22 protein-coding genes are annotated in these 20,723 nt (G+C 40.4%); all 22 read left to right on the top strand.

Annotated elements, in window-relative coordinates:
- Window positions 1–9 precede the first annotated feature (9 nt).
- Window positions 10–1,599, top strand: a complete 1,590-nt coding sequence (gene fliF, locus M5A78_RS00105; RefSeq protein ID WP_248733260.1) for a flagellar basal-body MS-ring/collar protein FliF — start codon at window positions 10–12, stop codon at window positions 1,597–1,599.
- Between the two features lie 5 nt (window positions 1,600–1,604).
- Window positions 1,605–2,615: a flagellar motor switch protein FliG gene (gene fliG / locus M5A78_RS00100; RefSeq protein ID WP_248733259.1), complete on the top strand. Its 1,011-nt coding sequence runs from the start codon at window positions 1,605–1,607 to the stop codon at window positions 2,613–2,615.
- Window positions 2,599–3,429: a FliH/SctL family protein gene (locus tag M5A78_RS00095; protein ID WP_248733258.1), complete on the top strand. Its 831-nt coding sequence runs from the start codon at window positions 2,599–2,601 to the stop codon at window positions 3,427–3,429. The genes fliG and M5A78_RS00095 overlap by 17 nt, the downstream gene beginning before the upstream one ends.
- Window positions 3,413–4,735, top strand: a complete 1,323-nt coding sequence (gene fliI / locus M5A78_RS00090; RefSeq protein ID WP_248733257.1) for a flagellar protein export ATPase FliI — start codon at window positions 3,413–3,415, stop codon at window positions 4,733–4,735. Before M5A78_RS00095 ends, fliI begins: the two co-directional genes overlap by 17 nt.
- Entirely contained in the window at window positions 4,732–5,166 is a 435-nt protein-coding gene (locus M5A78_RS00085) for a flagellar export protein FliJ (protein WP_248733256.1), read from the top strand. The genes fliI and M5A78_RS00085 overlap by 4 nt, the downstream gene beginning before the upstream one ends.
- Before the next feature lie 12 nt (window positions 5,167–5,178).
- The gene (locus M5A78_RS00080; RefSeq protein ID WP_248733255.1) at window positions 5,179–6,033 is read left to right on the top strand and encodes a MotE family protein; all 855 of its coding nucleotides are present in this window, start codon (window positions 5,179–5,181) and stop codon (window positions 6,031–6,033) included.
- A gap of 27 nt (window positions 6,034–6,060) precedes the next feature.
- The gene (locus M5A78_RS00075) at window positions 6,061–6,624 is read left to right on the top strand and encodes a flagellar biosynthetic protein FliO (protein ID WP_248733254.1); all 564 of its coding nucleotides are present in this window, start codon (window positions 6,061–6,063) and stop codon (window positions 6,622–6,624) included.
- 5 nt (window positions 6,625–6,629) lie between these two features.
- Entirely contained in the window at window positions 6,630–7,376 is a 747-nt protein-coding gene (gene fliP, locus M5A78_RS00070) for a flagellar type III secretion system pore protein FliP (RefSeq protein WP_248733253.1), read from the top strand.
- 16 nt (window positions 7,377–7,392) lie between these two features.
- Window positions 7,393–7,662, top strand: a complete 270-nt coding sequence (gene fliQ, locus M5A78_RS00065) for a flagellar biosynthesis protein FliQ (RefSeq protein ID WP_248733252.1) — start codon at window positions 7,393–7,395, stop codon at window positions 7,660–7,662.
- A gap of 3 nt (window positions 7,663–7,665) precedes the next feature.
- Window positions 7,666–8,442: a flagellar biosynthetic protein FliR gene (gene fliR, locus M5A78_RS00060; RefSeq protein ID WP_248733251.1), complete on the top strand. Its 777-nt coding sequence runs from the start codon at window positions 7,666–7,668 to the stop codon at window positions 8,440–8,442.
- Between the two features lie 3 nt (window positions 8,443–8,445).
- Window positions 8,446–9,540, top strand: a complete 1,095-nt coding sequence (gene flhB, locus M5A78_RS00055) for a flagellar biosynthesis protein FlhB (RefSeq protein ID WP_319942241.1) — start codon at window positions 8,446–8,448, stop codon at window positions 9,538–9,540.
- Complete coding sequence (gene flhA / locus M5A78_RS00050) at window positions 9,537–11,570, top strand: flagellar biosynthesis protein FlhA (RefSeq protein WP_264760419.1); 2,034 nt, start codon at window positions 9,537–9,539, stop codon at window positions 11,568–11,570. The genes flhB and flhA overlap by 4 nt, the downstream gene beginning before the upstream one ends.
- A complete protein-coding gene (flhF, locus tag M5A78_RS00045) occupies window positions 11,567–12,802 on the top strand; it encodes a flagellar biosynthesis protein FlhF (protein WP_248733250.1) in 1,236 nt (411 codons plus the stop codon). Before flhA ends, flhF begins: the two co-directional genes overlap by 4 nt.
- A gap of 1 nt (window position 12,803) precedes the next feature.
- Complete coding sequence (locus M5A78_RS00040) at window positions 12,804–13,688, top strand: MinD/ParA family protein (protein WP_248733249.1); 885 nt, start codon at window positions 12,804–12,806, stop codon at window positions 13,686–13,688.
- 14 nt (window positions 13,689–13,702) lie between these two features.
- A complete protein-coding gene (locus M5A78_RS00035; protein ID WP_248733248.1) occupies window positions 13,703–14,092 on the top strand; it encodes a hypothetical protein in 390 nt (129 codons plus the stop codon).
- A gap of 3 nt (window positions 14,093–14,095) precedes the next feature.
- Window positions 14,096–14,899 carry a sigma-70 family RNA polymerase sigma factor gene (locus M5A78_RS00030; protein ID WP_248733247.1) on the top strand — a complete coding sequence of 268 codons (804 nt, stop codon included), beginning with the start codon at window positions 14,096–14,098 and terminating at the stop codon, window positions 14,897–14,899.
- 92 nt (window positions 14,900–14,991) lie between these two features.
- Window positions 14,992–15,324, top strand: a complete 333-nt coding sequence (locus M5A78_RS24835) for a PilZ domain-containing protein (RefSeq protein WP_406603648.1) — start codon at window positions 14,992–14,994, stop codon at window positions 15,322–15,324.
- Between the two features lie 158 nt (window positions 15,325–15,482).
- Window positions 15,483–16,418: a manganese-dependent inorganic pyrophosphatase gene (locus tag M5A78_RS00025; protein ID WP_248733246.1), complete on the top strand. Its 936-nt coding sequence runs from the start codon at window positions 15,483–15,485 to the stop codon at window positions 16,416–16,418.
- A gap of 271 nt (window positions 16,419–16,689) precedes the next feature.
- Window positions 16,690–19,227: a nitrate reductase catalytic subunit NapA gene (gene napA, locus M5A78_RS00020; RefSeq protein ID WP_248733245.1), complete on the top strand. Its 2,538-nt coding sequence runs from the start codon at window positions 16,690–16,692 to the stop codon at window positions 19,225–19,227.
- 16 nt (window positions 19,228–19,243) lie between these two features.
- Window positions 19,244–19,651 carry a nitrate reductase cytochrome c-type subunit gene (locus tag M5A78_RS00015; RefSeq protein WP_248733244.1) on the top strand — a complete coding sequence of 136 codons (408 nt, stop codon included), beginning with the start codon at window positions 19,244–19,246 and terminating at the stop codon, window positions 19,649–19,651.
- 72 nt (window positions 19,652–19,723) lie between these two features.
- Complete coding sequence (locus M5A78_RS00010; protein WP_248733243.1) at window positions 19,724–19,987, top strand: chaperone NapD; 264 nt, start codon at window positions 19,724–19,726, stop codon at window positions 19,985–19,987.
- The gene (locus tag M5A78_RS00005; protein WP_319942240.1) at window positions 19,984–20,544 is read left to right on the top strand and encodes a 4Fe-4S dicluster domain-containing protein; all 561 of its coding nucleotides are present in this window, start codon (window positions 19,984–19,986) and stop codon (window positions 20,542–20,544) included. The genes M5A78_RS00010 and M5A78_RS00005 overlap by 4 nt, the downstream gene beginning before the upstream one ends.
- Window positions 20,545–20,723: the final 179 nt, after the last annotated feature.

Raw genomic sequence — 20,723 nt, 5'->3', positions numbered from 1 at the left:
GGGTGAGAAATGAATCGATCATGGATAGATCAAATCAAACATACCGGAGAGCATTTTAAAAATTATTGGAAAGAGAGAAGCTTGAAACAAAAAGGGCTCCTCATAGGGACATTCTTATTTCTTATAGTGGCCTTATCTACTTTTATCTTTTTAGCATCTCGTCCGCAATATGTACCTCTTTATACAGGTCAATTGACGCAGCGAGAAGTAGGGGATATAAAAGCTGAATTGGATAAACAAGGGAAAACCAACTATAAGATATCTGATAATGGTACGATGTTGCTTGTTCCGAAAAAAGATGCATCCGATTTAGTCGTGAGTCTTGCTTCGAAGGGATATCCAAAAGATAACAAAATTAATTACGATATTTTTGGACAAAATCTCTCATTCGGAGCAACAGATCGACAATACAATATTCTTGAACGTGAAGCGATGCAAAATCAAGTCGCTGAAGTCCTTACACATGTATCGGGAATCAAAAACGCGGAAGTCATTTTGACTTTACCTGAAGATTCCGTGTTTATCAGACAAGGCCAAGAACAAACTGCTAGCGCTTCAGTAATGGTTGAGGTAGAGCCAGGGGTACAACTTAACTCACAGCAAATTAAGGCGCTTTACACTTTAGTTTCACGCAGTGTACCGAAACTCCCGGTAGATAACATTACCATCATGAATCAGTACAGTGAGACATTAGCTCTACAGGATACTACCAATGGCGATCAGACAGTTGATAAGTATGATGAACAGCGGAAAATTCAACAAGATTTACAAAGAGATATTCAACAGAATCTTCAAGGATTGCTAGGAACCATCCTTGGGAATAAAAAAGTCTATGTACATACCTTTATTAAAATGAACTTTGATAAAGTGAAAACAGAAGAAAAATTGGTAAAACCGGTAGATCAAAATAATAACGGTATTGTGATAAGCTCTGATAAAAGCTCCAAATCTGCCACTGGGACAGGATCAAATTCAGGCGGAGTGGTGGGATCAGGTGAAACCGATGTTCCTGGATATCCTGGTGCTAGTTCTGGTGGGGATAGTAGTTACGAAGAATCCGATAACAAAGTGAACTATGAGGTCAATCGAATTAATAACGAAATTATTAAAAGCCCTTATCAAATAGAAGATATCACGATAAATGTTGGGGTTGAATCCGATCCAGCTGCTCCCAACAGGTTACCGAAGGCGACACAAGATAACATTCAAAATATCGTTGCCAATACAGTACGTACGGCACTTGGACATCCCGATTTAACTCAACAAGAGATTGACCAACGAATTACAATTTTCCCGCATACATTTGCGACGAATACCACTACACAAAATGGCTCTACCATGAATTGGCTTTATATCGCTGGTGGAATAGCACTAGGTATGATTTTACTTGGCGGTCTAATTTGGTGGTTAGTGAGTCGAAGACGACAAAATCAACTTGATTTTGAAGAGGAGATGGCGTATTCAGCTCCAGTCGAAGAACCGGATTATTTTGCTGAACAAGATATGGGCGTGGAAAGTCAATTAAAGAAATTGCTTGATCAAAGACCTGAAGATTTTTCCAAAGTGATCAGAACATTGCTACATGAAGAGGAGGCATAATCTCAATGGCGACAGCATTAAGGTTGACTGGAAAACAAAAAGCAGCAATTTTGCTCATTTCGATGGGAAAGGATGCTTCCTCAAAAGTGTTCAAACATTTGTCTGAAGAGGAGATTGATGAACTTACTCTTTCGATCGCCAATATTCATAAAGTGGATGGCAAAGAAAAAGAAGAAGTGTTGAAGGAATTTCATGAAATGTGCATTGCTTCGGATTATTTGGCAACCGGCGGGATTAACTTTGCACAGGATGTATTGGAATCTGCGCTAGGCAAGGAACGGGCGAAACAGATTATTTACCGATTAACATCACAACTTCAGGTTAAACCCTTTGAGTTTGCCCGACGCATTGATGCTATGCAAATCTATCAATTCTTGCAAAATGAGCATCCGCAAACGATTGCGCTTGTATTAGCCCATTTGGAGACTCAACAAGCATCCATGATTCTATCATCACTTCCTAGTGAACTTCAATACGATGTCGCTAGACGAATCGCGTTGTTAGAGCAAACTTCACCAGAAGTTATTAAAGAAGTAGAAGGTATTTTGGAACAAAAGTTAGCCTCTACGATCCGCGAGGACTTTACAGTGGTAGGTGGAATAGAATCTATCGTCAATATCCTAAACGGTGTAGACCGTGGTACAGAAAAAGGTATCTTAGAGCACCTGGGGATGAAAGATGAGGAATTGGTAGAAGAAATCAAAAAACGGATGTTTCTATTTGAAGATATCATTAATCTCGATCGGCGTGCGATTCAACGAGTTATTCAGGAAGTGGAGAATCACGACCTACTCCTTGCATTAAAAGCCTCCAGTCCAGAAGTCAAAAAAATTATTTTTGAGAACATGTCGCAAAGGATGGTCGAAACATTCGAAGAAGATATGCAATTCCTCGGTCCAGTCAGAGTTAAAGATGTTGAGGAAGCGCAAGGAAGAATCGTATTTGTCATTCGCCGCTTAGAGGACGCTGGTGAGATCGTCATTGCTCGAGGTGGAACTGATGGCATCCTATTCTAAAGTTTTTAAGGCTACTAATCTCTCTTTGATAGAAGAAGTGAAGGTCATTACCCAGCCCCTTATTCCATTAAACCTCCATGGAGAACCTATGGCTGATGAGGTACCACAGGAGGGCGATGAGGGGATTGAGGCGCAACAAACAAACCAATTGATTCAAGCGGCTAAAGCAGAAGCGCAAGCGATCATAGAAATGGCGGAGCAAACGGCCCGATTATTAGAAGCGTCCACTACAGCTAAAATCAATCAATGGTGGGAAGAAAACCAGCAGAAGCTAGAGTCCTTATCACTTGAAGCTAAACAGCAGGGCTATGAAGAAGGACTAGCTACAGGAAAACTGGAAGCTAGGACTCAAATTCAGCAAGAATATCAAGAAAAATTAGAGCAAGTTCAATATTTGTTGCAAGCAGCCTATGAACAAAAGGAAGCGATTATCTCAGAAGCAGAACCGTTTTTACTTGAGTTGAGTACGGTTATTGCTTCCCAAATTGTGAAACAGGAATTAGAAAGTCGTCCTGATCAATTTGTGGAGTTAATTAAATTACATATTCTTCGCTTTAAAGAAAAAGAGTCGATTACGGTCTGCGTTCATCCTGATGATTTTGATTTTATCCAATCACAGCGGATCCACCTTATTGCTGTTGTTAACGGGGAAACAGAAATCAAGGTCATCCCGGACCATTCCGTTTCACCAAAAGGATGTATTATCCGAACTGCTTACGGCAGCGTCGATGCTCGTATTGATACCCAAATTGAGGAAATTAAAAGGGTCATTCTAGAGGCGAGAAGGGAGCCGGAAAGTGGGATTATCAACTAAGAGATACATTAAGCTCATTAGAAATATTGACCCGGTAAGAGTCAACGGAAAAATAACACAAATCATCGGGCTAACGATTGAATCTCAAGGACCTGACGTAAGGATTGGTGAACTGTGTTCGATTTACCCTTCTCAGTCACAGACTCCCATTCAAGCAGAGGTTGTCGGTATTAAGGAGAATAAGGTGCTGCTTATGCCTCTTGGCGAGGTCCGCTCCATCGGTCCAGGCTGTGATGTGGTCGCAAGTGGCAAACCAATGAGGGTAAAGGCCGGCAACCAATTACTGGGACGGATTCTGGATGGTTTGGGTCAACCCATCGATGGCAAGCCCCTGCCACTAGGCTTAGAGGAAGTGCCTACCCACGCAATCCCCCCTAACCCACTTAGTCGTCCGCGGATTCATTCACCTTTAGGTGTAGGTGTCCGAACGATTGATGGGTTACTCACCATGGGGAAGGGGCAAAGAATGGGAATCTTTGCTGGGAGTGGGGTCGGTAAAAGTACACTCCTAGGAATGATTTCTCGAAATACGACAGCTGAAGTGAACGTCATCGCCTTAATTGGAGAGCGAGGACGTGAAGTTCTTGATTTTATTGAACAAAACTTAGGGGAAGAAGGGTTGAAAAAGTCTGTCGTCATCGTAGCGACATCTGATCAACCAGCTCTTATTCGAATAAAAGGTGCTTTGACAGCGACCTCCATTGCAGAGTATTTCCGAGACCAAGGAAAGGATGTATTACTTGTGATGGATTCTGTCACTCGCTTTGCTATGGCACAAAGAGAAGTTGGTTTAGCGATTGGCGAACCTCCTACGACCAAGGGGTATACTCCATCTGTGTTTGCGATGCTGCCACAACTATTGGAACGGGCTGGAACGGGACCAAAAGGGTCGATTTCAGCCATTTATACGGTTCTGGTAGATGGGGACGACATGAACGAACCGATTGCAGATGCCGTAAGAGGAATTCTCGATGGACATATTGTCCTAAACCGTGCAATTGCTGGGAAAGGAATTTTTCCTTCAATTGATGTATTAAACAGTGCAAGTCGGGTCATGACCGAAATTACCTCGGACGAGCATTTAATTGCAACACAAAACTTCAAGAAATTACTTGCTTCCTATAACGAAGCAGAAGACTTAATCAATATTGGTGCTTATAAGAAAGGCTCCAATCGGGACATCGATTTGGCGATGCGACTAAAGCCAACAATGGATAAATTTTTACGACAAGGAATTTATGAAGCTTCTAAGCTAGAGGAGGCAGAGTCCTTCTTACTTTCACAATTTGGAGCGATGATGCGATGAAATTTACGTTTTCTTTTCAAAAAGTGCTTGATGTTAAAGAAAAAGAACAGGAAATTGCCAAGCAAGAGTATGGTACTACTAAACTTCGTCAATTGGAACTAGCGGAAGAGATGGAAGGGCTAGAAGTGGTCAAGGAGAATGTTTTCAACCAATACAATGATGTTGATCGAAAAACGGTCAAAGAAATTTTAGCGTTTCAACAAGAAATTGACCATGTAAGCCTTCGGATGAAACGGTTGGAGGATCAATCACAGCAAATCCATCAGGAAGTAGAACAAAAACACCAAGTACTAATCGAAAAAAATCAGGAAACAAAAATGTGGAACCAGTGGAAGGCGAAATCAATGGAAGCTTTTCAAAAGCAACTGGACCGAAGTGAACAAGCCATGTTGGATGAAATGGCCGTCTTACGCTATACCCGAAGGATATGAGGAGATTAACCAATGGAAGAGAAACGACGCGGAAAACTAGGGAGTATTTTATTCTGGGGAATTTCGTTACTAATTACCGTTCTATTAATATTGTTCCTGTTAAATTTTGTTGGCTTTCCTGTGTGGAAGACATTTCAAGATTGGGGAAATAAGATTCCTGTCGTGAACCATATCATTCCAGATTCTAATTCCACAGAGGCCAAAAAGCCCGCTGATAGTTATGACTGGAAAGACAAATATGTAAAGAACCAATCAGTATTGAAAGAAATGGATCAACAAATATCCGAGTTGAATAAGCAACTAAAGTCCGATCAAAATGACTTAAAGGTTTTAAAGAAAAACAACGAAGAATTACAAAAACAGCTAGAAAATAAGCAAGGACAAGTTGTTCAGGAGCAAATAAAAAAAGTAGCAGGAATTTATGCCAATATACCTGCATCAAAAGCTGCTGCAATAATTGCGTCTATGTCCCTTGAAGAAGCTTCTTTAACCCTTTCCCAACTAGATATAGAACTACAAGGGAGTATTCTTGGGAGCATGAAGGATGTCAAAAAAGCAGCTCAAATATCCATGTTGTTAAAAGAGATTGCAGGGCTAAATGAAACCAATCAAAACGTCCTTGCACAACAGGTACATGACCTTGCTCTTAAACATGAAAATCCAACAGAAACCTTAGCTGAAACGGTTGCAGGGATGCCACCTACTCAATCTGCTGGCCTTATTCAATCGATGATGGGGACGAACTCACAAGTAGCAATGAATCTTTTGAAAAATATCAACACAACGAGTCGGTCACAAATATTAACGGAAATAGCAAAATCTGATGCCAAATTAGCAGCTACCATCGCGGCAAATTTAAACAATTAGAAAATAACTCCAAGGAAGGAGACAATCATGAAACGCACCATGTTTTTATTTGTTTTGTTTTTTTATTTATTTTCTTTTCAACCCACCATTTTTGCCGCGGGTTCAACTTCTAACGGCGAGATTTCCTATTATGACTCTATCCAAAAAGGTGAGGGGAAACCGTCACCTCCATCGACAAAAGTCGGGGATACCGGGTCACCTTCCGTCTTTCCCTTATTTATCAAATTTATTCTCTCATTTATCTTGGTTATTGGTTTATTGGTTGTGTTATTGCGTTTTCTAGCTAAACGAAGCCGCCAAACGCAAACAAATGGCCTCGTCCTCCCATTAGGCGGCCATGCACTTGGGAATAACAAATCGTTACAGGTCCTCCTCATTGGTCAGACGATTTATATCATCGGTATAGGAGAGAACGTAACCATGATCCGTTCCATTTCCCAAGGGGAAGAATATCACCATCTTCTTGAAAGCTATGAAAATCAAGGAGATGGACAAACACCGAATTGGTTAGCAAATGATTCGTTAAAAGGCTGGAACACTGTTTTTCGAAAGCAGATGCAGAAAATAAGGAACATTAACGGAGAGGAGTAGGATTAATGAAACGAAAATTAGCTATACTTATTCCGCTTCTTTTATTAGGTGTTTTTTCTACTGCCTTTTCCGTTGAAGCTAGCCAAACGATTCTTCCAGGAATAGACTTGGGCTCCAATGATCCTGATAAAGTCTCAAATACGTTACGAATTATCCTTTTAATTACGGTGTTGTCCATTGCACCTGCCATTCTTATTTTAATGACAAGTTTTACCCGTATCATCGTTGTGTTAGGGTTTGTTCGTAATGCCCTTGGTACTCAGCAAATGCCACCCAATCAAGTATTGATTGGGCTATCGCTATTTATGACTTTTTTTATCATGGGTCCTACTTTTTCACAAATAAATAAAGACGCACTGCAACCGTTCATGGCTGGAAAAATGACGCAGCAAGAAGCCTATGAAGCGGGCAGTACGCCGATGAAGGAATTCATGGCCAAGCATACACGTGAGAAAGACGTAGCGCTGTTTATGGATTATGCAGGGATGGATAAACCGAAAGAAGTGAAGGACATCCCACTAACTGCATTAGTTCCTGCCTATGCGATTAGTGAATTAAAAACAGCCTTTCAGATGGGATTTATTATTTTTATCCCATTCCTAGTGATTGATATGATTGTTTCGAGTATCTTGATGTCTATGGGGATGATGATGCTGCCGCCGGTGATGATTTCATTGCCATTTAAGATCCTGTTATTCATTTTGGTAGATGGTTGGCATTTAATATTCCAATCATTGCTGTTGAGTTTTTAAGAAGGAAGTGTAATCCATGACTACTGAAATGATCATCGGACTTGCCCAAGAGACTGTCTATACCATCCTTATTGTCATCGCTCCGGTTGTCGGTGTGGCCTTATTGGTCGGGTTATTGGTAAGTATTTTTCAAGCCACCACACAGATACAGGAACAAACGTTATCGTTTGTCCCAAAAATCATAGCAGTATTCCTATCTATCCTCGTCTTCGGGTCATGGATGTTGCGGCACGTGCTTGATTTCACTCAAAATTTGTTGGGGAATCTTTCCAAATTTGTGGGGTAAGTGATGAATATTGATGCTTCTTCCTTGTTGAATTTTTTACTTGTATTCGTAAGAATCACTTCATTTATGGTAACCGTCCCGGTATTTTCTGGGCGTCAAATACCAGCCCGCTTCAAAATTGGTTTTAGTATCGTGCTTAGTGTCCTTTGTGTCGGGGTAATTAATGAACCGATCCACTCCTTTTCACTGGGGACGATGGTCCTATTGATTCTTAAAGAGTTTATGGTCGGTATCGTGTTAGGAATGGTCGCGAATATCCTATTTTATGCTGTCCAGCTGGCGGGGGCCTTATTGGACCTTCAAATTGGCTTTTCGATGGCGAGTCTATTTGATCCTACCTTTGGGACGAATTCACAATTAACGGGGCGGTTCAAAAATATCTTAGCCATCCTGGTTTTACTTGCAACAAATGGTCATCATCTACTTATTCAAGGGATATTAGCTAGTTTTGAATGGATTTCGTTGCCAGCCTATGTTCCTGCGTTGATGGACGGGAGAATGTCCACCTTTCTACTGGAATGTGTCCAGCAAATGTTTATGATTGGTTTTATGATGGCAGCGCCACTGATTGGTACGTTGTTTATTGTCGATATTGCCTTAGGTATTATCGCAAGGACCGTACCACAGATGAATGTGTTTGCTATTTTCCCTCCAGTCAAGATTTTGATCCATTTCTTGATGTATATTTTTGTTTTACCTGGTTTCTTTTATTTACTAAAAGTCCTATTTGAAACCATGTTTGGATCAATGAATTCTATTCTGAAAATAATGGGGGCGTAAATCTTGCTGCTTCGTTTAGATCTGCAATTATTTTCTGGAGAAAAAACGGAAAAGGCAACCCCGAATAAACGTCGAGAGACAAGGAAAAAAGGGCAGGTTGCGAAGAGTCCGGAAGTCGCATCAGCTCTCACCTTGCTTCTCTGCTTCGCTTTTTTAATGGTTGGTGGAAAGAGCTTAATTGCCGGGTGTCTTACTATTTATCGTCGTAGCTTCCAAGAATATTTGCTTTGGGATATTTCCATCTCCAGCACGCAACTTTTATTCAACCAGTTGTTGTGGGAGGTTGTTAAATTGGTAGCACCCATCTTTGCGGTTGTAGTAGTGGCGGGTGTTGTTGCCAACTATTTGCAGGTTGGATTTATGTTCAACCCCGAATCGTTGAAAATGAATTTAGGAAAACTTAACCCACTTGAAGGAGCGAAACGGATCTTTTCCCTTAAGTCGCTGGTGGAATTAATTAAGTCGATATTAAAAATTGTGATTACTTCCAGCATCGCAGGTTGGATGATTTGGAAACAGAAAGACGAATTGTTTTTAATCGGTCAAAAAAGCCTCTGGGATTCTTCTAGATTCATAGGTTCTCTAACCATCCAAATCGGGCTCGTAGTAGCCAGCATTTTGGTGATCCTTGCGGCAGCGGATTATTTTTTTCAAAAGTTTGAATATGAAAAGAAAATCCGGATGTCAAAGCAGGATATCAAAGATGAATATAAGAAAATGGAGGGCGACCCGTTCATTAAAGGAAAGCGGAGAGCCAAACAACGCGAGTTATCTATGAATCGAATGATGCAAGAGGTGCCAAAGGCCGACGTTGTTATCACCAATCCGACGCACTTCGCTGTGGCTATCCGCTATGATCTTGAAACGATGGATGCGCCCGTTGTGATTGCCAAAGGAAAAGATTATATCGCTTTAAAAATCAAAGAACTTGCCAAACAAAATAAAATTATGACGGTAGAAAATAGGCCGCTCGCTCGTGCCTTATTTGCTTCAGTGGAAGTCGGCGAGCCCATCCCGGAAGAGATGTTTAATGCAGTGGGAGAGATTTTGGCTTATGTTTACTTTCAGGAAGGTCGCTATAAGGGGATGATGACTTGAAAACAAAAGATTTATCCGTTTTGATTGTTGTCATAATGATTGTCGCAATGATGATTATTCCACTGCCAACAATATTATTGGATTTTCTATTAATTATTAATATTAGCGTGTCATTGTTGATCTTGATGGTGGCTATGAATACAAAAGAACCATTAGATTTTTCTATTTTTCCAACTGCATTATTAATAGCTACACTTTTTCGTTTAGCACTTAATGTGTCGACCACTCGTTCGATACTTTCAAATGCCGATGGAGGAAAAGTGATTGAGACGTTTGGATCGTTCGTCGTTGGAGGAAGTCCTGTTGTCGGTTTTGTTGTATTCTTAATACTTGTTGTTATCCAATTCATTGTCATCACGAAAGGTTCGGAACGGGTAGCGGAAGTAGCCGCTCGTTTTACCTTGGATGCAATGCCTGGAAAGCAAATGAGTATTGATGCCGATATGAACGCCGGGTTAATCAGTGACCAAGAAGCTCGTATGCGCCGCAAGAAGGTCGAACAGGAGTCGGATTTTTACGGGTCCATGGATGGAGCCAGTAAATTTGTCAAAGGCGATGCGATTGCAGGGATCATTATCTTGATCATCAATGTCGTTGGTGGATTTATCATTGGGATGGCCATACATGGCATGGGATTTGCTGAATCTGCCAGTACCTTCACCTTGTTATCTGTAGGGGATGGATTGGTTAGCCAAGTGCCTGCCTTACTCATTTCCACTGCCACAGGGATAACTGTTACTCGAGCAGCATCGGATGGTTCTTTAGGCTCCGATATAATGAAACAGCTGTTTAATTATCCAAAGCTTCTTTATATCGTGGCTGGAACGATTCTTATTTTAGGTATTTTTACACCAATTGGACTTTTTTTAACTCTTCCAGTGGCGATTTTATTAGCCTTCGGTGCTTATTCCATGCAACGTTCTGTACAAAAAGAGCAACAGCAAAATGAACTGGTTGAAATGGAAGGGCAAGAGGAAGACATTAGCAGTCCAGAAAAGGTAATTAACTTGCTCCAGATCGATACGCTGGAATTAGAGATAGGTTATGGCTTGATTCCTTTGGCCGATCAAAAACAAGGTGGGGACATTCTTGATCGAATTGTGATGATCAGGAGACAGTTTGCCATAGAATTGGGCTTGATCATTCCAACCATTCGTATTCGAGATAATTTACAATTAACACCCAATCAATATGTTTTAAAATTCCGCGGCAATAAAATTGCGTCAGGAGAAGTATACCTTGATCATTTTCTTGCCATGAATCAAGGCGGAGATATAGAAGAAATTGAGGGCATTCATGTGATGGAGCCTGCTTTTGGTCTACCTGCTACTTGGGTAAGCATTGATGCGAAACAAAAAGCCGAACTGATGGGTTATATTATCATCGATCCTTCTTCCGTGATTGCGACACATTTAACCGAGGTATTAAAAAGATATGCTTACCAGTTGTTACGCAGAGAGGAAACAAAGCAATTAATCGAAAACTTGAAAGAAACCCATCCAAATCTGGTCGAAGAGATTGTTCCAAACTTACAGTCAGTCGGAGATATTCAGAAGGTATTACAGAATCTTCTGCGCGAACAGATATCCATTCGTGATTTAGCGACAATCTTTGAAACTTTGGCAGATTTCGCCGTCTATACAAAGGAACCAAAGGTGTTAACGGAATATGTGCGCCAGTCCTTGACGCGGCAAATCACAGAACAATATGCTGAAGAAGGAGTCATTCATGTGTTAACGGCTGGAGCGACGCTCGAGAAAGGGATTTCCGATTATATTCAACAAACGGAAGCAGGAGTGCATTATTTATCGATGGATCCACAAATGTCTCGAAAAATAACAGAAGAATTACAACAACAAATTGATCGTGTCATCAAGGCTGGTGGACAACCGATATTCCTAACTTCTCCTTCCATCCGAATGTATTTGAAACAGTTTGTTGAGAAAATTATGCCGACCGTACCCGTTCTTGCTTATACGGAGCTGGAGCCCGATATTGAGATCCAAAGTATAGGAGTCGTGAACATATGAAAACAAAAAAAATCGTAGCCGATTCAATGCCCCTTGCTTTAAAAATGGTCCGACAACAGTTAGGGGATAATGCCATTATCGTGAATACCAAAGCGATAAAAACGGGTGGAGTGTTTGGTTTATTTGCGAAACAAAAATTTGAAGTTACGGCTTATTCCATAGAAAAAGAAAGCGTTAGTTCAGCACCAAAATTTTCATTAGAACTCAAAGCGAAAACGGAGAATAACAACAACAAGATTGAAGAAAACAATAACTCTGTTTTCCACAAGAAACCACAAGAGCTCTATAATTATTATTCGCAACCGACTGCTGTTACGGAAAAACCTGCTTCACCACCGACGCAAACTTTGGAAAAGGAAAATCCATTGCTTGATGAACTGCAACACATGCGAAAAATGATGATGACCTTCATGATGAATGACAACCAAGGAAATACCATGCCATCTGGATTAGCCACATACGTTAACCGTTTAAAAAAACAGGGTGTGGATGAGGAGATTGTTGAGCATATTGTGAGTAATATGCTAAAGAAGTATGAGTCAATGAACGATCTAGCTGATCATGTCATTGAAGAAGAAGTCATCTCCATTGTCAAAGAAATCATTGAAAAGCGAGTCCCTAAGTCAAACATGGTTAACGAGAGTACGCGCATGATCAATGTCATTGGCCCTACTGGCGTTGGAAAAACAACGACCATCGCCAAACTAGCGACCGAACAAGTGTTAAAACAAAAGCGCAGAGTGGCCATGATCACTACCGACGTCTATCGAATTGCCGCCGTAGAACAACTAAAAACGTATGCCGGAATCTTGAATGTGCCACTTGAAGTGGTTCGTACGAAAGATGAATTAGAGAAGGCACTTACCAAACTTGCGCACTACGATCTAATCTATATGGATACCACTGGACGCAATTACAAAGAAGTCAAATACCGTGAATCCATTTCCGAATTTTTAAATCATCCGCTTGAGAGTGATAATTACTTGGTTTTAAGCTTGACCACAAAGTTTGAAGATATGCAAATCTTGTTAAATGAATTTTTGAAAAGTCCCGTTCAGAAACTGATTTTGACGAAATTTGACGAAACAACAAGCTATGGTTCGATTCTTAATATAGCTTATAAATATCCATTTCAATTAGCCTATATCACCAACGGCCAAAGTGTCCCAGAAGATATAACGTCAATCGATGCGACACTGCTTGTGAGATATTTATTAGGGAAGGAAAAATAAAATGGATCAAGCGCAAAGTCTTAGAGAATATATGCAGCGATTTAATGTTCAACAACAAAAAAACCATTCCGCTCGTATGATTACAATCACGAGTGGAAAGGGTGGGGTCGGTAAATCTAATTTTACGCTTAACTTTGCCTTAGGCTTACAATCAGTCGGTAAAAAGGTTGTGGTCTTGGATTTAGATTTATCAACAGCGAATATTAATATTCTAATGGGGATAACGCCGCGGTATAGTCTTGTAGATGTCTTGAATCAGGAGAAACAAATATGGGATGTGTTAGAAAAAGGCATGGAAGGAATTGAGTATATTTCAGGTGGATTCGATATCCAGGATCTTTTAAAATTGGAACAAAACACGCTCTCGTTTTTTTGGAGTCAAATTCAAGAGCTTCAAACCTATGCAGATTTTATTTTACTGGACACAGGTGCTGGAATATCAAAGGAACTCGTGGACTTTATCGTAGCTTCTGATGAAACCATAATGGTCACCACACCTGAGCCGACATCCATTGCTGATTCCTATGCTGTTATCAAAACCGTTCATCAATACACAAAGCAATCTCCAAGATTTCAATTGGTCGTTAATCGTGCTCAATCCTATCGTGAAGCGGTTGAAACATCAAGAGTTATGAAAAATGCCTGCAGTAATTTTCTTAAGCTGAATTTAAAAACACTGGGCTTTCTGATGGAGGATGCCCATGTTTGGAAGTCGGTTAGATCGCAAACGCCATTCTTTATTTCGTATCCAAATTGTGAAGCATCAAAAAACATCAAACAGATAGTTTATTCCTTTTTACCTGATTTGGATGAACCCTCTTCTGTTTCGACTAAGGGAATTCGAGGGTTTTTTGAGAAAATTTTATCAGTAAGTAAATCGTTGTAAGGGGTGAATGCCAAATGTCAGTAAGTTGGAAAGTAAATGGATTTATGGGATTAATCGCATCGCTGTTTACTTATTTTTTTTCCTATCCGAATAATACATGGCAAACCTCCTTATTTCGAGCAGGCTTGGGTTTTCTTCTATTTTATGTTTTAGGCATCATGTTACAATTTTTATTCCATCAGGTTGACACAATGAATAGCACAAATAGGGATCAGAAACAAAATCGCTCAAAGGATACCCCAGCGAAATCGGAAGCAAATATTCAAGGTGGAGATATTCCGCTGGAAGAACCATCATTCCAAGCCTTTCCACTAGAAGCATTGCATAGTGGTGGGGATGAAAAGGATCTTGAAAAAACCGTACAAACCATTCGTACTTGGAATTTGCAAAACCAGGAGGGATAACGCTTGAGACCGGCTGTCAAAGAAACCATACCTCATTTTCCTTTATGGAGGAAGTACCGTGAAAATCACGATTCAGTAACACAGGAAAATCTAATAAAACAATATGGGCATTTGGTAGAGCAAATGGCCAGCCGATTGAGCCTGACGATCCCCAAGAATATTATTCCGAAGGAGGATTTAATCGGGTTAGGTTATATCGGATTAATTGAAGCAATCCAAAAATTTGATTATAAAAAAGGATATCAATTCGAAACATTTGGATTATGGCGCATAAAAGGGGCCATGATAGATGGAATTCGTAAGATGGACTGGGTTCCGCGCGGATTAAGAGAGAAAGCAAAAAAATTAAATACCGCCTTTCGCCAACTCGAACAAACATTAATGAGATCACCTTCCGAAGAAGAACTAAGTCAGTATTTAGATATGTCTTTAGAAGAAGTTGATCAGGCACTTTCTACGTTATCATTTTCCACCCTTCTATCTCTGAATGAACCAATAAATGCCAATGAAGAAGACGGGAAAAAGCAGAGTAGATTGGATCAAATTAGTGATAATAATTCCATATCCCAGGTACAGCAGCTGCAAATGGAAGAATTTCGTAAACTTATTTCCAACGGTATTGATATAATGCCTGAGAAAGAAAGACTTGTCATTTCCTTGTTATATTATGAAGGATTGACACAAGTAGAAATTGCTGAAGTGTTAAATCTAACCAAAGGGAGAATTTCCCAAATTCATTCTCAGGCTATTCTTCGTTTGCGTCGAAGCTTCGAAGCACAGGGTTTTTCATTAGATTCATTTATGTGATGTTAAAGAGACTGATATTTTGATACTTTTATTAATTTTGAAATAAACATTTTCTAAATAACCGTCAGTTGACGGTTGTATTTTTTTGATGTATGGGGTGTCTAGATTTGGAATTTTTCACTAATCGGCGAGAATTTAATAGAATCGTATTTAATAATCCTATTCAGGCTAGCATTGAATCCGTAGCAACGTACCCTGAACAATTGAATTGCCCCATATTGATTCTAGATATGAGCGCTGGCGGTCTAAAATTTGTTAGCAAATTTGAATTTATGGTAAATTTCATTGAATTATACAAGCTAAATCTAACTTTAAATAATAAAGATTTAGTTATGTATGGGAAAATAATCAGAAAAAAAATACTGAATCATGATTTTTATGAATATTCCATGAAATTTAATTTTTTTAATAATGAAAAGATTTAAGTGGAACAGAACTTAATTATTAGTCTAGATTTTTGGTTTGGATGCAAAAGAAACTTAATTTTGAAACTGTTAGAGAAATCATATATAATTTTCGAGTGGGGTCATTCATATTCCGGATGGCTTGTCCTACATAATTTCAAACGATTGGGAGTAGTAATATGGAAAAAGTACTTATATTCGGTCATAAAAACCCTGACACTGATACGATTTGTTCTGCGATTGCTTATGCAGATTTAAAAAGACAGCTAGGCATGGATGTCGAACCAATCCGCCTTGGACAAATTAATGGAGAAACTGAGTATGCCTTAAACCAATTTAATGCCGATGTTCCGCGCTTGGTGGAGCAGGTTTCAGCAGAGGTTAATTCTGTCATATTAGTTGACCATAATGAACGCCAGCAAAGTGCCAACGATATTACGGATGTTCGTGTCCTAGAAGTCATTGACCATCATCGAATCGCCAATTTTGAAACAAGCGATCCATTATACTATCGTTGCGAGCCTGTTGGCTGTACGGCGACAATATTAAATAAAATGTATAAAGAAAACGGCAAAGAGATTAAACCAGAAATTGCCGGACTGATGCTATCGGCGATTATTTCTGACTCATTATTATTTAAATCACCTACCTGTACAGCAGAAGATGTAGCAGCGGCACGTGAATTGGCCGAAATTGCCAGTGTCGATGCTGACATGTACGGTCTTGAAATGCTTAAGGCCGGAGCTGATTTAAGTGATAAGACGGTGGAACAATTAATCTCGCTTGATGCTAAGGAATTTGAAATGGGCTCAAGCAAAGTGGAAATTGCTCAGGTCAATGCTGTTGACACTAATGATGTGCTCGCACGTCAAGCTGAATTGGAAGCAGTAATCTCAAATGTAATCGAGAAAAAGAACTTAGATTTATTCTTGTTTGTCGTTACGGACATTTTAACTAACGATTCGATTGGCTTAGCTTTAGGAAGAAAGACAAGCGCTGTCGAAAAAGCCTACAACGTGACACTATCCAATAATACGGCTGTATTAAAGGGCGTAGTTTCACGCAAAAAGCAAATTGTTCCTGTGTTAACGGATATTTTTAATAAAGGTGAATAGTAAACAAAAAAACGTTCATGCGCCCAATAAGCATGAACGTTTTTTTGTTTAAATGGGATATTCCATAAGATTTGGCTGGTATTTAATTCATATATAAAAACGGTTTTAATACTGCCAACATAGGATTGTCAAAATTGTGTCAAATAGGTCTGCGGAATGTGAATATTTTACAAAAAAACCTTAAAAATCAAACTATAAATTTCTATTTTCGCTTAGTATAGAGTTGTAGAATTTCACCTTAAACCTGATTCATAAGGGAGGAAGATGGGCTTTGGAACTAACAAGGAGATCACTATTGAAGGCTACCGCTGTATCGATGACGCTAGCAGCCGCGGGATGCAGTAAGAAAGACAAAAACGCAGAACTAAACAGTGCACAAGCAGCTAATATTGAACCAGATGAGTGGAAAACCACCGTGTGTCGTTTTTGCGGAACAGGGTGCGGTATTTTAGTTGGCGTGAAGGATGGCAAGGTTATTGCAACCAAGGGTGATCCAGAGAATCGTTCAAACAAGGGTCTAAACTGCATAAAAGGCTATTATATTGGAAAAATCCTCTTTGGGAAAGACCGGTTAACGAAACCACTTATCCGTGAAGACAAATCTAAAAAAGGTACCAGAGAAGGATTTAGAGAAGCTACGTGGGAAGAAGCCTTAGATCTGGTGGCCAAAAAATTGAAGGAAGCCTATGATGCTGATCCAAAATCTGTTGCCTTCTATGGTTCAGGGCAGCAATCCATTATGGAAGGATATGCGTCCGTTAAGCTCTGGAAAGCAGGTCTATTGAGTAATAATATTGACCCAAATGCCCGCCATTGTATGGCCAGTGCTGTAGCTGGATTTATGACCACTTTCCAATCAGATGAACCGATGGGTTCCTATCGGGACCTTGATGAAACAGAAGTTTATGTCACCTGGGGCGCAAATATGGCTGAAATGCATCCGGTGCTTTACTCCCGCCTCACGGCCCATAAGCTGAAGGATAGCGGTATTAAGCATTATGATTTAACAACGAGATATTCTCGGACTTCCGAACTTGCTGATGTCGTGATGGTATTCCGGCCGCAGACGGATTTAGCGATTGCGAACGCGATATGCAATTATTTAATCCAAAATAATTTATATGATCAGAAGTTTGTAAATGAACATACCCAGTTTAAAGCAGGAACGGAAAACCTTGGTCACACCTTTGATGATAATTATGAAGCAACAGAGGTTGGAAAAGTAGCTGATAAAGACTGGGTTATCACATTTGAAGAATTTAAAACAAGGGTTTCAGAATATACGCTTGAAAAAGCAGCGCAAATGTCCGGTGTACCTGCAAAGGACATTGAAGCATTAGCCAAAGAATTTGCTGACCCAGACAAAAAAATAATGTCCCTTTGGACAATGGGAGTCAATCAGCATACACGCGGCACATGGATGAACAATCTCATTTATAATGTCCATCTACTTTCTGGAAAAATTGCAAAGCCAGGAAGTGGTCCTTTTTCATTAACCGGGCAGCCAAGTGCGTGCGGAACGGCTCGGGAAGTTGGCGTCTTTTCTCACCGGCTGCCAGCAGACCTAGTCGTTAAAAATCCGGAGCATCGCAGGTATTCTGAGTTGATTTGGAACCTGCCGCAAGGCTACCTAAATCCAATCGAAAATCCAGGGATGCATACGGTTAAAATGTTCCGTGAGTTAGGTAATGGCAAGATTAAGTTTTTATGGAGTATGTCCAATAACTGGGGCCAGTCTAACCCTAAATTAAATCGATCTAGAGGAATTGATGCCAACGGTAAAGGTGTCATTGATGGCTTTATTGTTGTTTCTGATGTTTACCCAAACCGCTCAACAGAAATGGCGGATGTGGTCTTCCCAGCAGCGATGTGGGTTGAGCGTGAAGGACAATTTGGTAATGCCGAGCGCCGGACATCGATATTTGAAAAATGCGTCGAGCCCCCTGGAGAAGCGAAATGGGACTTGTGGGCAATTGTGCAAGTGGCCAAGCGTGTTCTTGAAGGTAAAATGATTGGCGATAAACCTGCATTTGATGTTCTTTTTGGAATGGTTTGGGATAGTAAAAAAAATGATTTGCTTGAGGACGAACACGAAGTAAATAGTCGTCTTTGGAAGGAATATCGCTTATTTACGAATCCGCATGAGCATCTAAACAAAGAAGCCCAGGAGTTAGGTGCCAAGTTAAAAATGAAAGCAAAACAATTGGCTCCATATGATGAATATTTGAAACAGCATGGAATTTGCTGGCCAGTCAGAAATGTTAATGGAAAATGGCTCGAAACGAATTGGCGGTATTCTTATGGTAAGCAGGAGGATGGCTTCGACCAATACGGTGTAGAGGAATTTGGTCATAAAGGAAAATACAATGATCTCGATTTCTATAAATCGGCGGATCATAAACCAGCCATCCTATTTCGGCCATTTGAGGAAGCAGCAGAGGTTCCAGATCAGGAATATCCACTCTGGTTATGTACGGGTCGGGTATTAGAGCACTGGCATAGCGGTACAATGACAAGAAGGGTTCCAGAACTTCATAAGGCATTCCCAGAAGCACTTTGCGAAATTAACGCAGAAGATGCTAAGGCACTTGGCATCAAAACAGGTGATATGGTGAACGTGATTTCACGTCGTGGCGAAGTAAAGGTGAAGGCAACAACAACTGGGAGAGGCAATCCGCCTAAGGGACTGATTTACGTGCCATTTTTCGCCGAAGAAACACTAATTAATCTCGTAACCTTAGATTGTTATTGTCCAATTTCCAAGCAGACAGATTTTAAAAAATGTGCGGTTAAAATTGTGAAGGCATAATGGGGGTGGGAAGGTCATGAAGGAAAAAGGAATTGTTTATATTGTTGGGTTTATCGTTATTCTTGCAATAGCCATTGGTGTAACAAAGTATCAATGGTCCTTAGGATCAACAAAAACCCAAGGAGCAGTTAGTACTCAACCAGTACTCGTGCAACTGACTGAAAAGGGAAGACCTGATGCAACAACCATGGGACTAATAAATGTACCACCATTACAGCCAGCCACCCACGTGGAGCGATGGAATCCGAAACTCCATCAAGACAGCTGTTTGGCATGCCACGGCAAAGCTGGAACAGGGGCACCAACACCAACAGCTGCCCACTTCTATGATAATGATACAAAAGGAAAAATATTTAGAGATAATTGCGTTCAGTGTCATGCCCAGCAAAATGAGACCAAAACCAAAACGGCATTTACCAATTAAAATGTAAGCGAAAGCCTATTGTTTTTGAATAGCAGGCTTTCCTGCCACACCATAAGAGGGGGTTAGCTATAGATGGTTATTTCGGGAATATATGTTGAAACAATCCCAGGTCAGGCAGAGCAGGCTGCAGCACAACTGACAAAACTTGATGGTGTGGAAGTGCACCATATTCACGAGGAAAAGAAGGTTATCCTCACGCTCGAAACCGTGACGGTAGACCAAAGCTATAAAACGGCAGAGAAATTTAAAGATGTTGACGGTGTGCTAGCGATTTGCCTTGTTTATACCAACTTCGAGGACGAACCTTTTTATCAGGAAGTGGCTGGTGTTCAATGACTGAGAGATTAAACAGACGTGAATTTCTCAATTTAAACTGGGAGTCGACGCTTGGTTTCTTGGGGAATTTCCTTGCACCACAAATGGAAATAGAACGTGACTTTTTTCGCCCGCCAGGGTCCTGCGGTGAGCTGGAGTTCCTTACATCGTGTACTAGATGCGGGCAGTGTCAGGATATTTGCCCAGAACAGAGTATCCGCTTATTTACGCTGGAAAATGGAGCCAAGCTGGTGAATACACCCTATATGGTTCCGAATGAGTCGCCATGTACCTTTTGCAAAAAGTGTATTGAGATATGTCCGACAGGTTCTTTAAACCTCACTGATTTTGCGGCTCGTCCAGCTCTTGGGTACGTTAAGGTGCAAAAAGACAGATGTCTGGGGTATCAAAATGTCATGTGTGATTATTGCGTCAGATCATGCCCAGTGAGTGGAGCTATCAGAATTGAAAACAGTGTCCCAGTGGTTTTAATACAGCACTGCACAGGCTGTGGGATTTGCGTTTCTCATTGTATCGCTGAAGGAAGCGCCTTAAAGGTCATGATGAAAGAAGATTAAAAAATACGGAATTACTTAGTAGAGCATCTTGAAGGAGATTTTTTTCCTTAAGATGCTCTTTTGTATGAAAATAACTTGGTAAAAATGCCATACGAAAGCAGGCCCTCCATCTATTAATTTTTTTTTGAAGAGCTAATTTATAATGTTTTATATATTATTATTTAGGCAGATTGTTGATC

The organism is Neobacillus rhizosphaerae (assembly GCF_937468385.1).
GTDB classification, from domain to species: Bacteria; Bacillota; Bacilli; order Bacillales; family Cytobacillaceae; genus Neobacillus; species Neobacillus rhizosphaerae.
Note: the sequence above shows the minus strand (reverse complement) of the source record. Positions and strands in the feature narration are given on the sequence as shown.

Coding starts and splice junctions, on each gene's coding strand:
- fliG (WP_248733259.1), top strand. CDS start 1,605: ATGGCGACAGCATTAAGGTTGACTGGAAAACAAAAAGCAGCAATTTTG.
- M5A78_RS00025 (WP_248733246.1), top strand. CDS start 15,483: ATGGAAAAAGTACTTATATTCGGTCATAAAAACCCTGACACTGATACG.
- M5A78_RS00085 (WP_248733256.1), top strand. CDS start 4,732: ATGAAATTTACGTTTTCTTTTCAAAAAGTGCTTGATGTTAAAGAAAAA.
- M5A78_RS00015 (WP_248733244.1), top strand. CDS start 19,244: ATGAAGGAAAAAGGAATTGTTTATATTGTTGGGTTTATCGTTATTCTT.
- flhF (WP_248733250.1), top strand. CDS start 11,567: ATGAAAACAAAAAAAATCGTAGCCGATTCAATGCCCCTTGCTTTAAAA.
- M5A78_RS00010 (WP_248733243.1), top strand. CDS start 19,724: ATGGTTATTTCGGGAATATATGTTGAAACAATCCCAGGTCAGGCAGAG.
- fliF (WP_248733260.1), top strand. CDS start 10: ATGAATCGATCATGGATAGATCAAATCAAACATACCGGAGAGCATTTT.
- M5A78_RS00005 (WP_319942240.1), top strand. CDS start 19,984: ATGACTGAGAGATTAAACAGACGTGAATTTCTCAATTTAAACTGGGAG.
- M5A78_RS24835 (WP_406603648.1), top strand. CDS start 14,992: ATGGGGTGTCTAGATTTGGAATTTTTCACTAATCGGCGAGAATTTAAT.
- fliR (WP_248733251.1), top strand. CDS start 7,666: ATGAATATTGATGCTTCTTCCTTGTTGAATTTTTTACTTGTATTCGTA.
- M5A78_RS00075 (WP_248733254.1), top strand. CDS start 6,061: ATGAAACGCACCATGTTTTTATTTGTTTTGTTTTTTTATTTATTTTCT.
- M5A78_RS00035 (WP_248733248.1), top strand. CDS start 13,703: ATGTCAGTAAGTTGGAAAGTAAATGGATTTATGGGATTAATCGCATCG.
- M5A78_RS00040 (WP_248733249.1), top strand. CDS start 12,804: ATGGATCAAGCGCAAAGTCTTAGAGAATATATGCAGCGATTTAATGTT.
- fliP (WP_248733253.1), top strand. CDS start 6,630: ATGAAACGAAAATTAGCTATACTTATTCCGCTTCTTTTATTAGGTGTT.
- M5A78_RS00095 (WP_248733258.1), top strand. CDS start 2,599: ATGGCATCCTATTCTAAAGTTTTTAAGGCTACTAATCTCTCTTTGATA.
- M5A78_RS00080 (WP_248733255.1), top strand. CDS start 5,179: ATGGAAGAGAAACGACGCGGAAAACTAGGGAGTATTTTATTCTGGGGA.
- fliQ (WP_248733252.1), top strand. CDS start 7,393: ATGACTACTGAAATGATCATCGGACTTGCCCAAGAGACTGTCTATACC.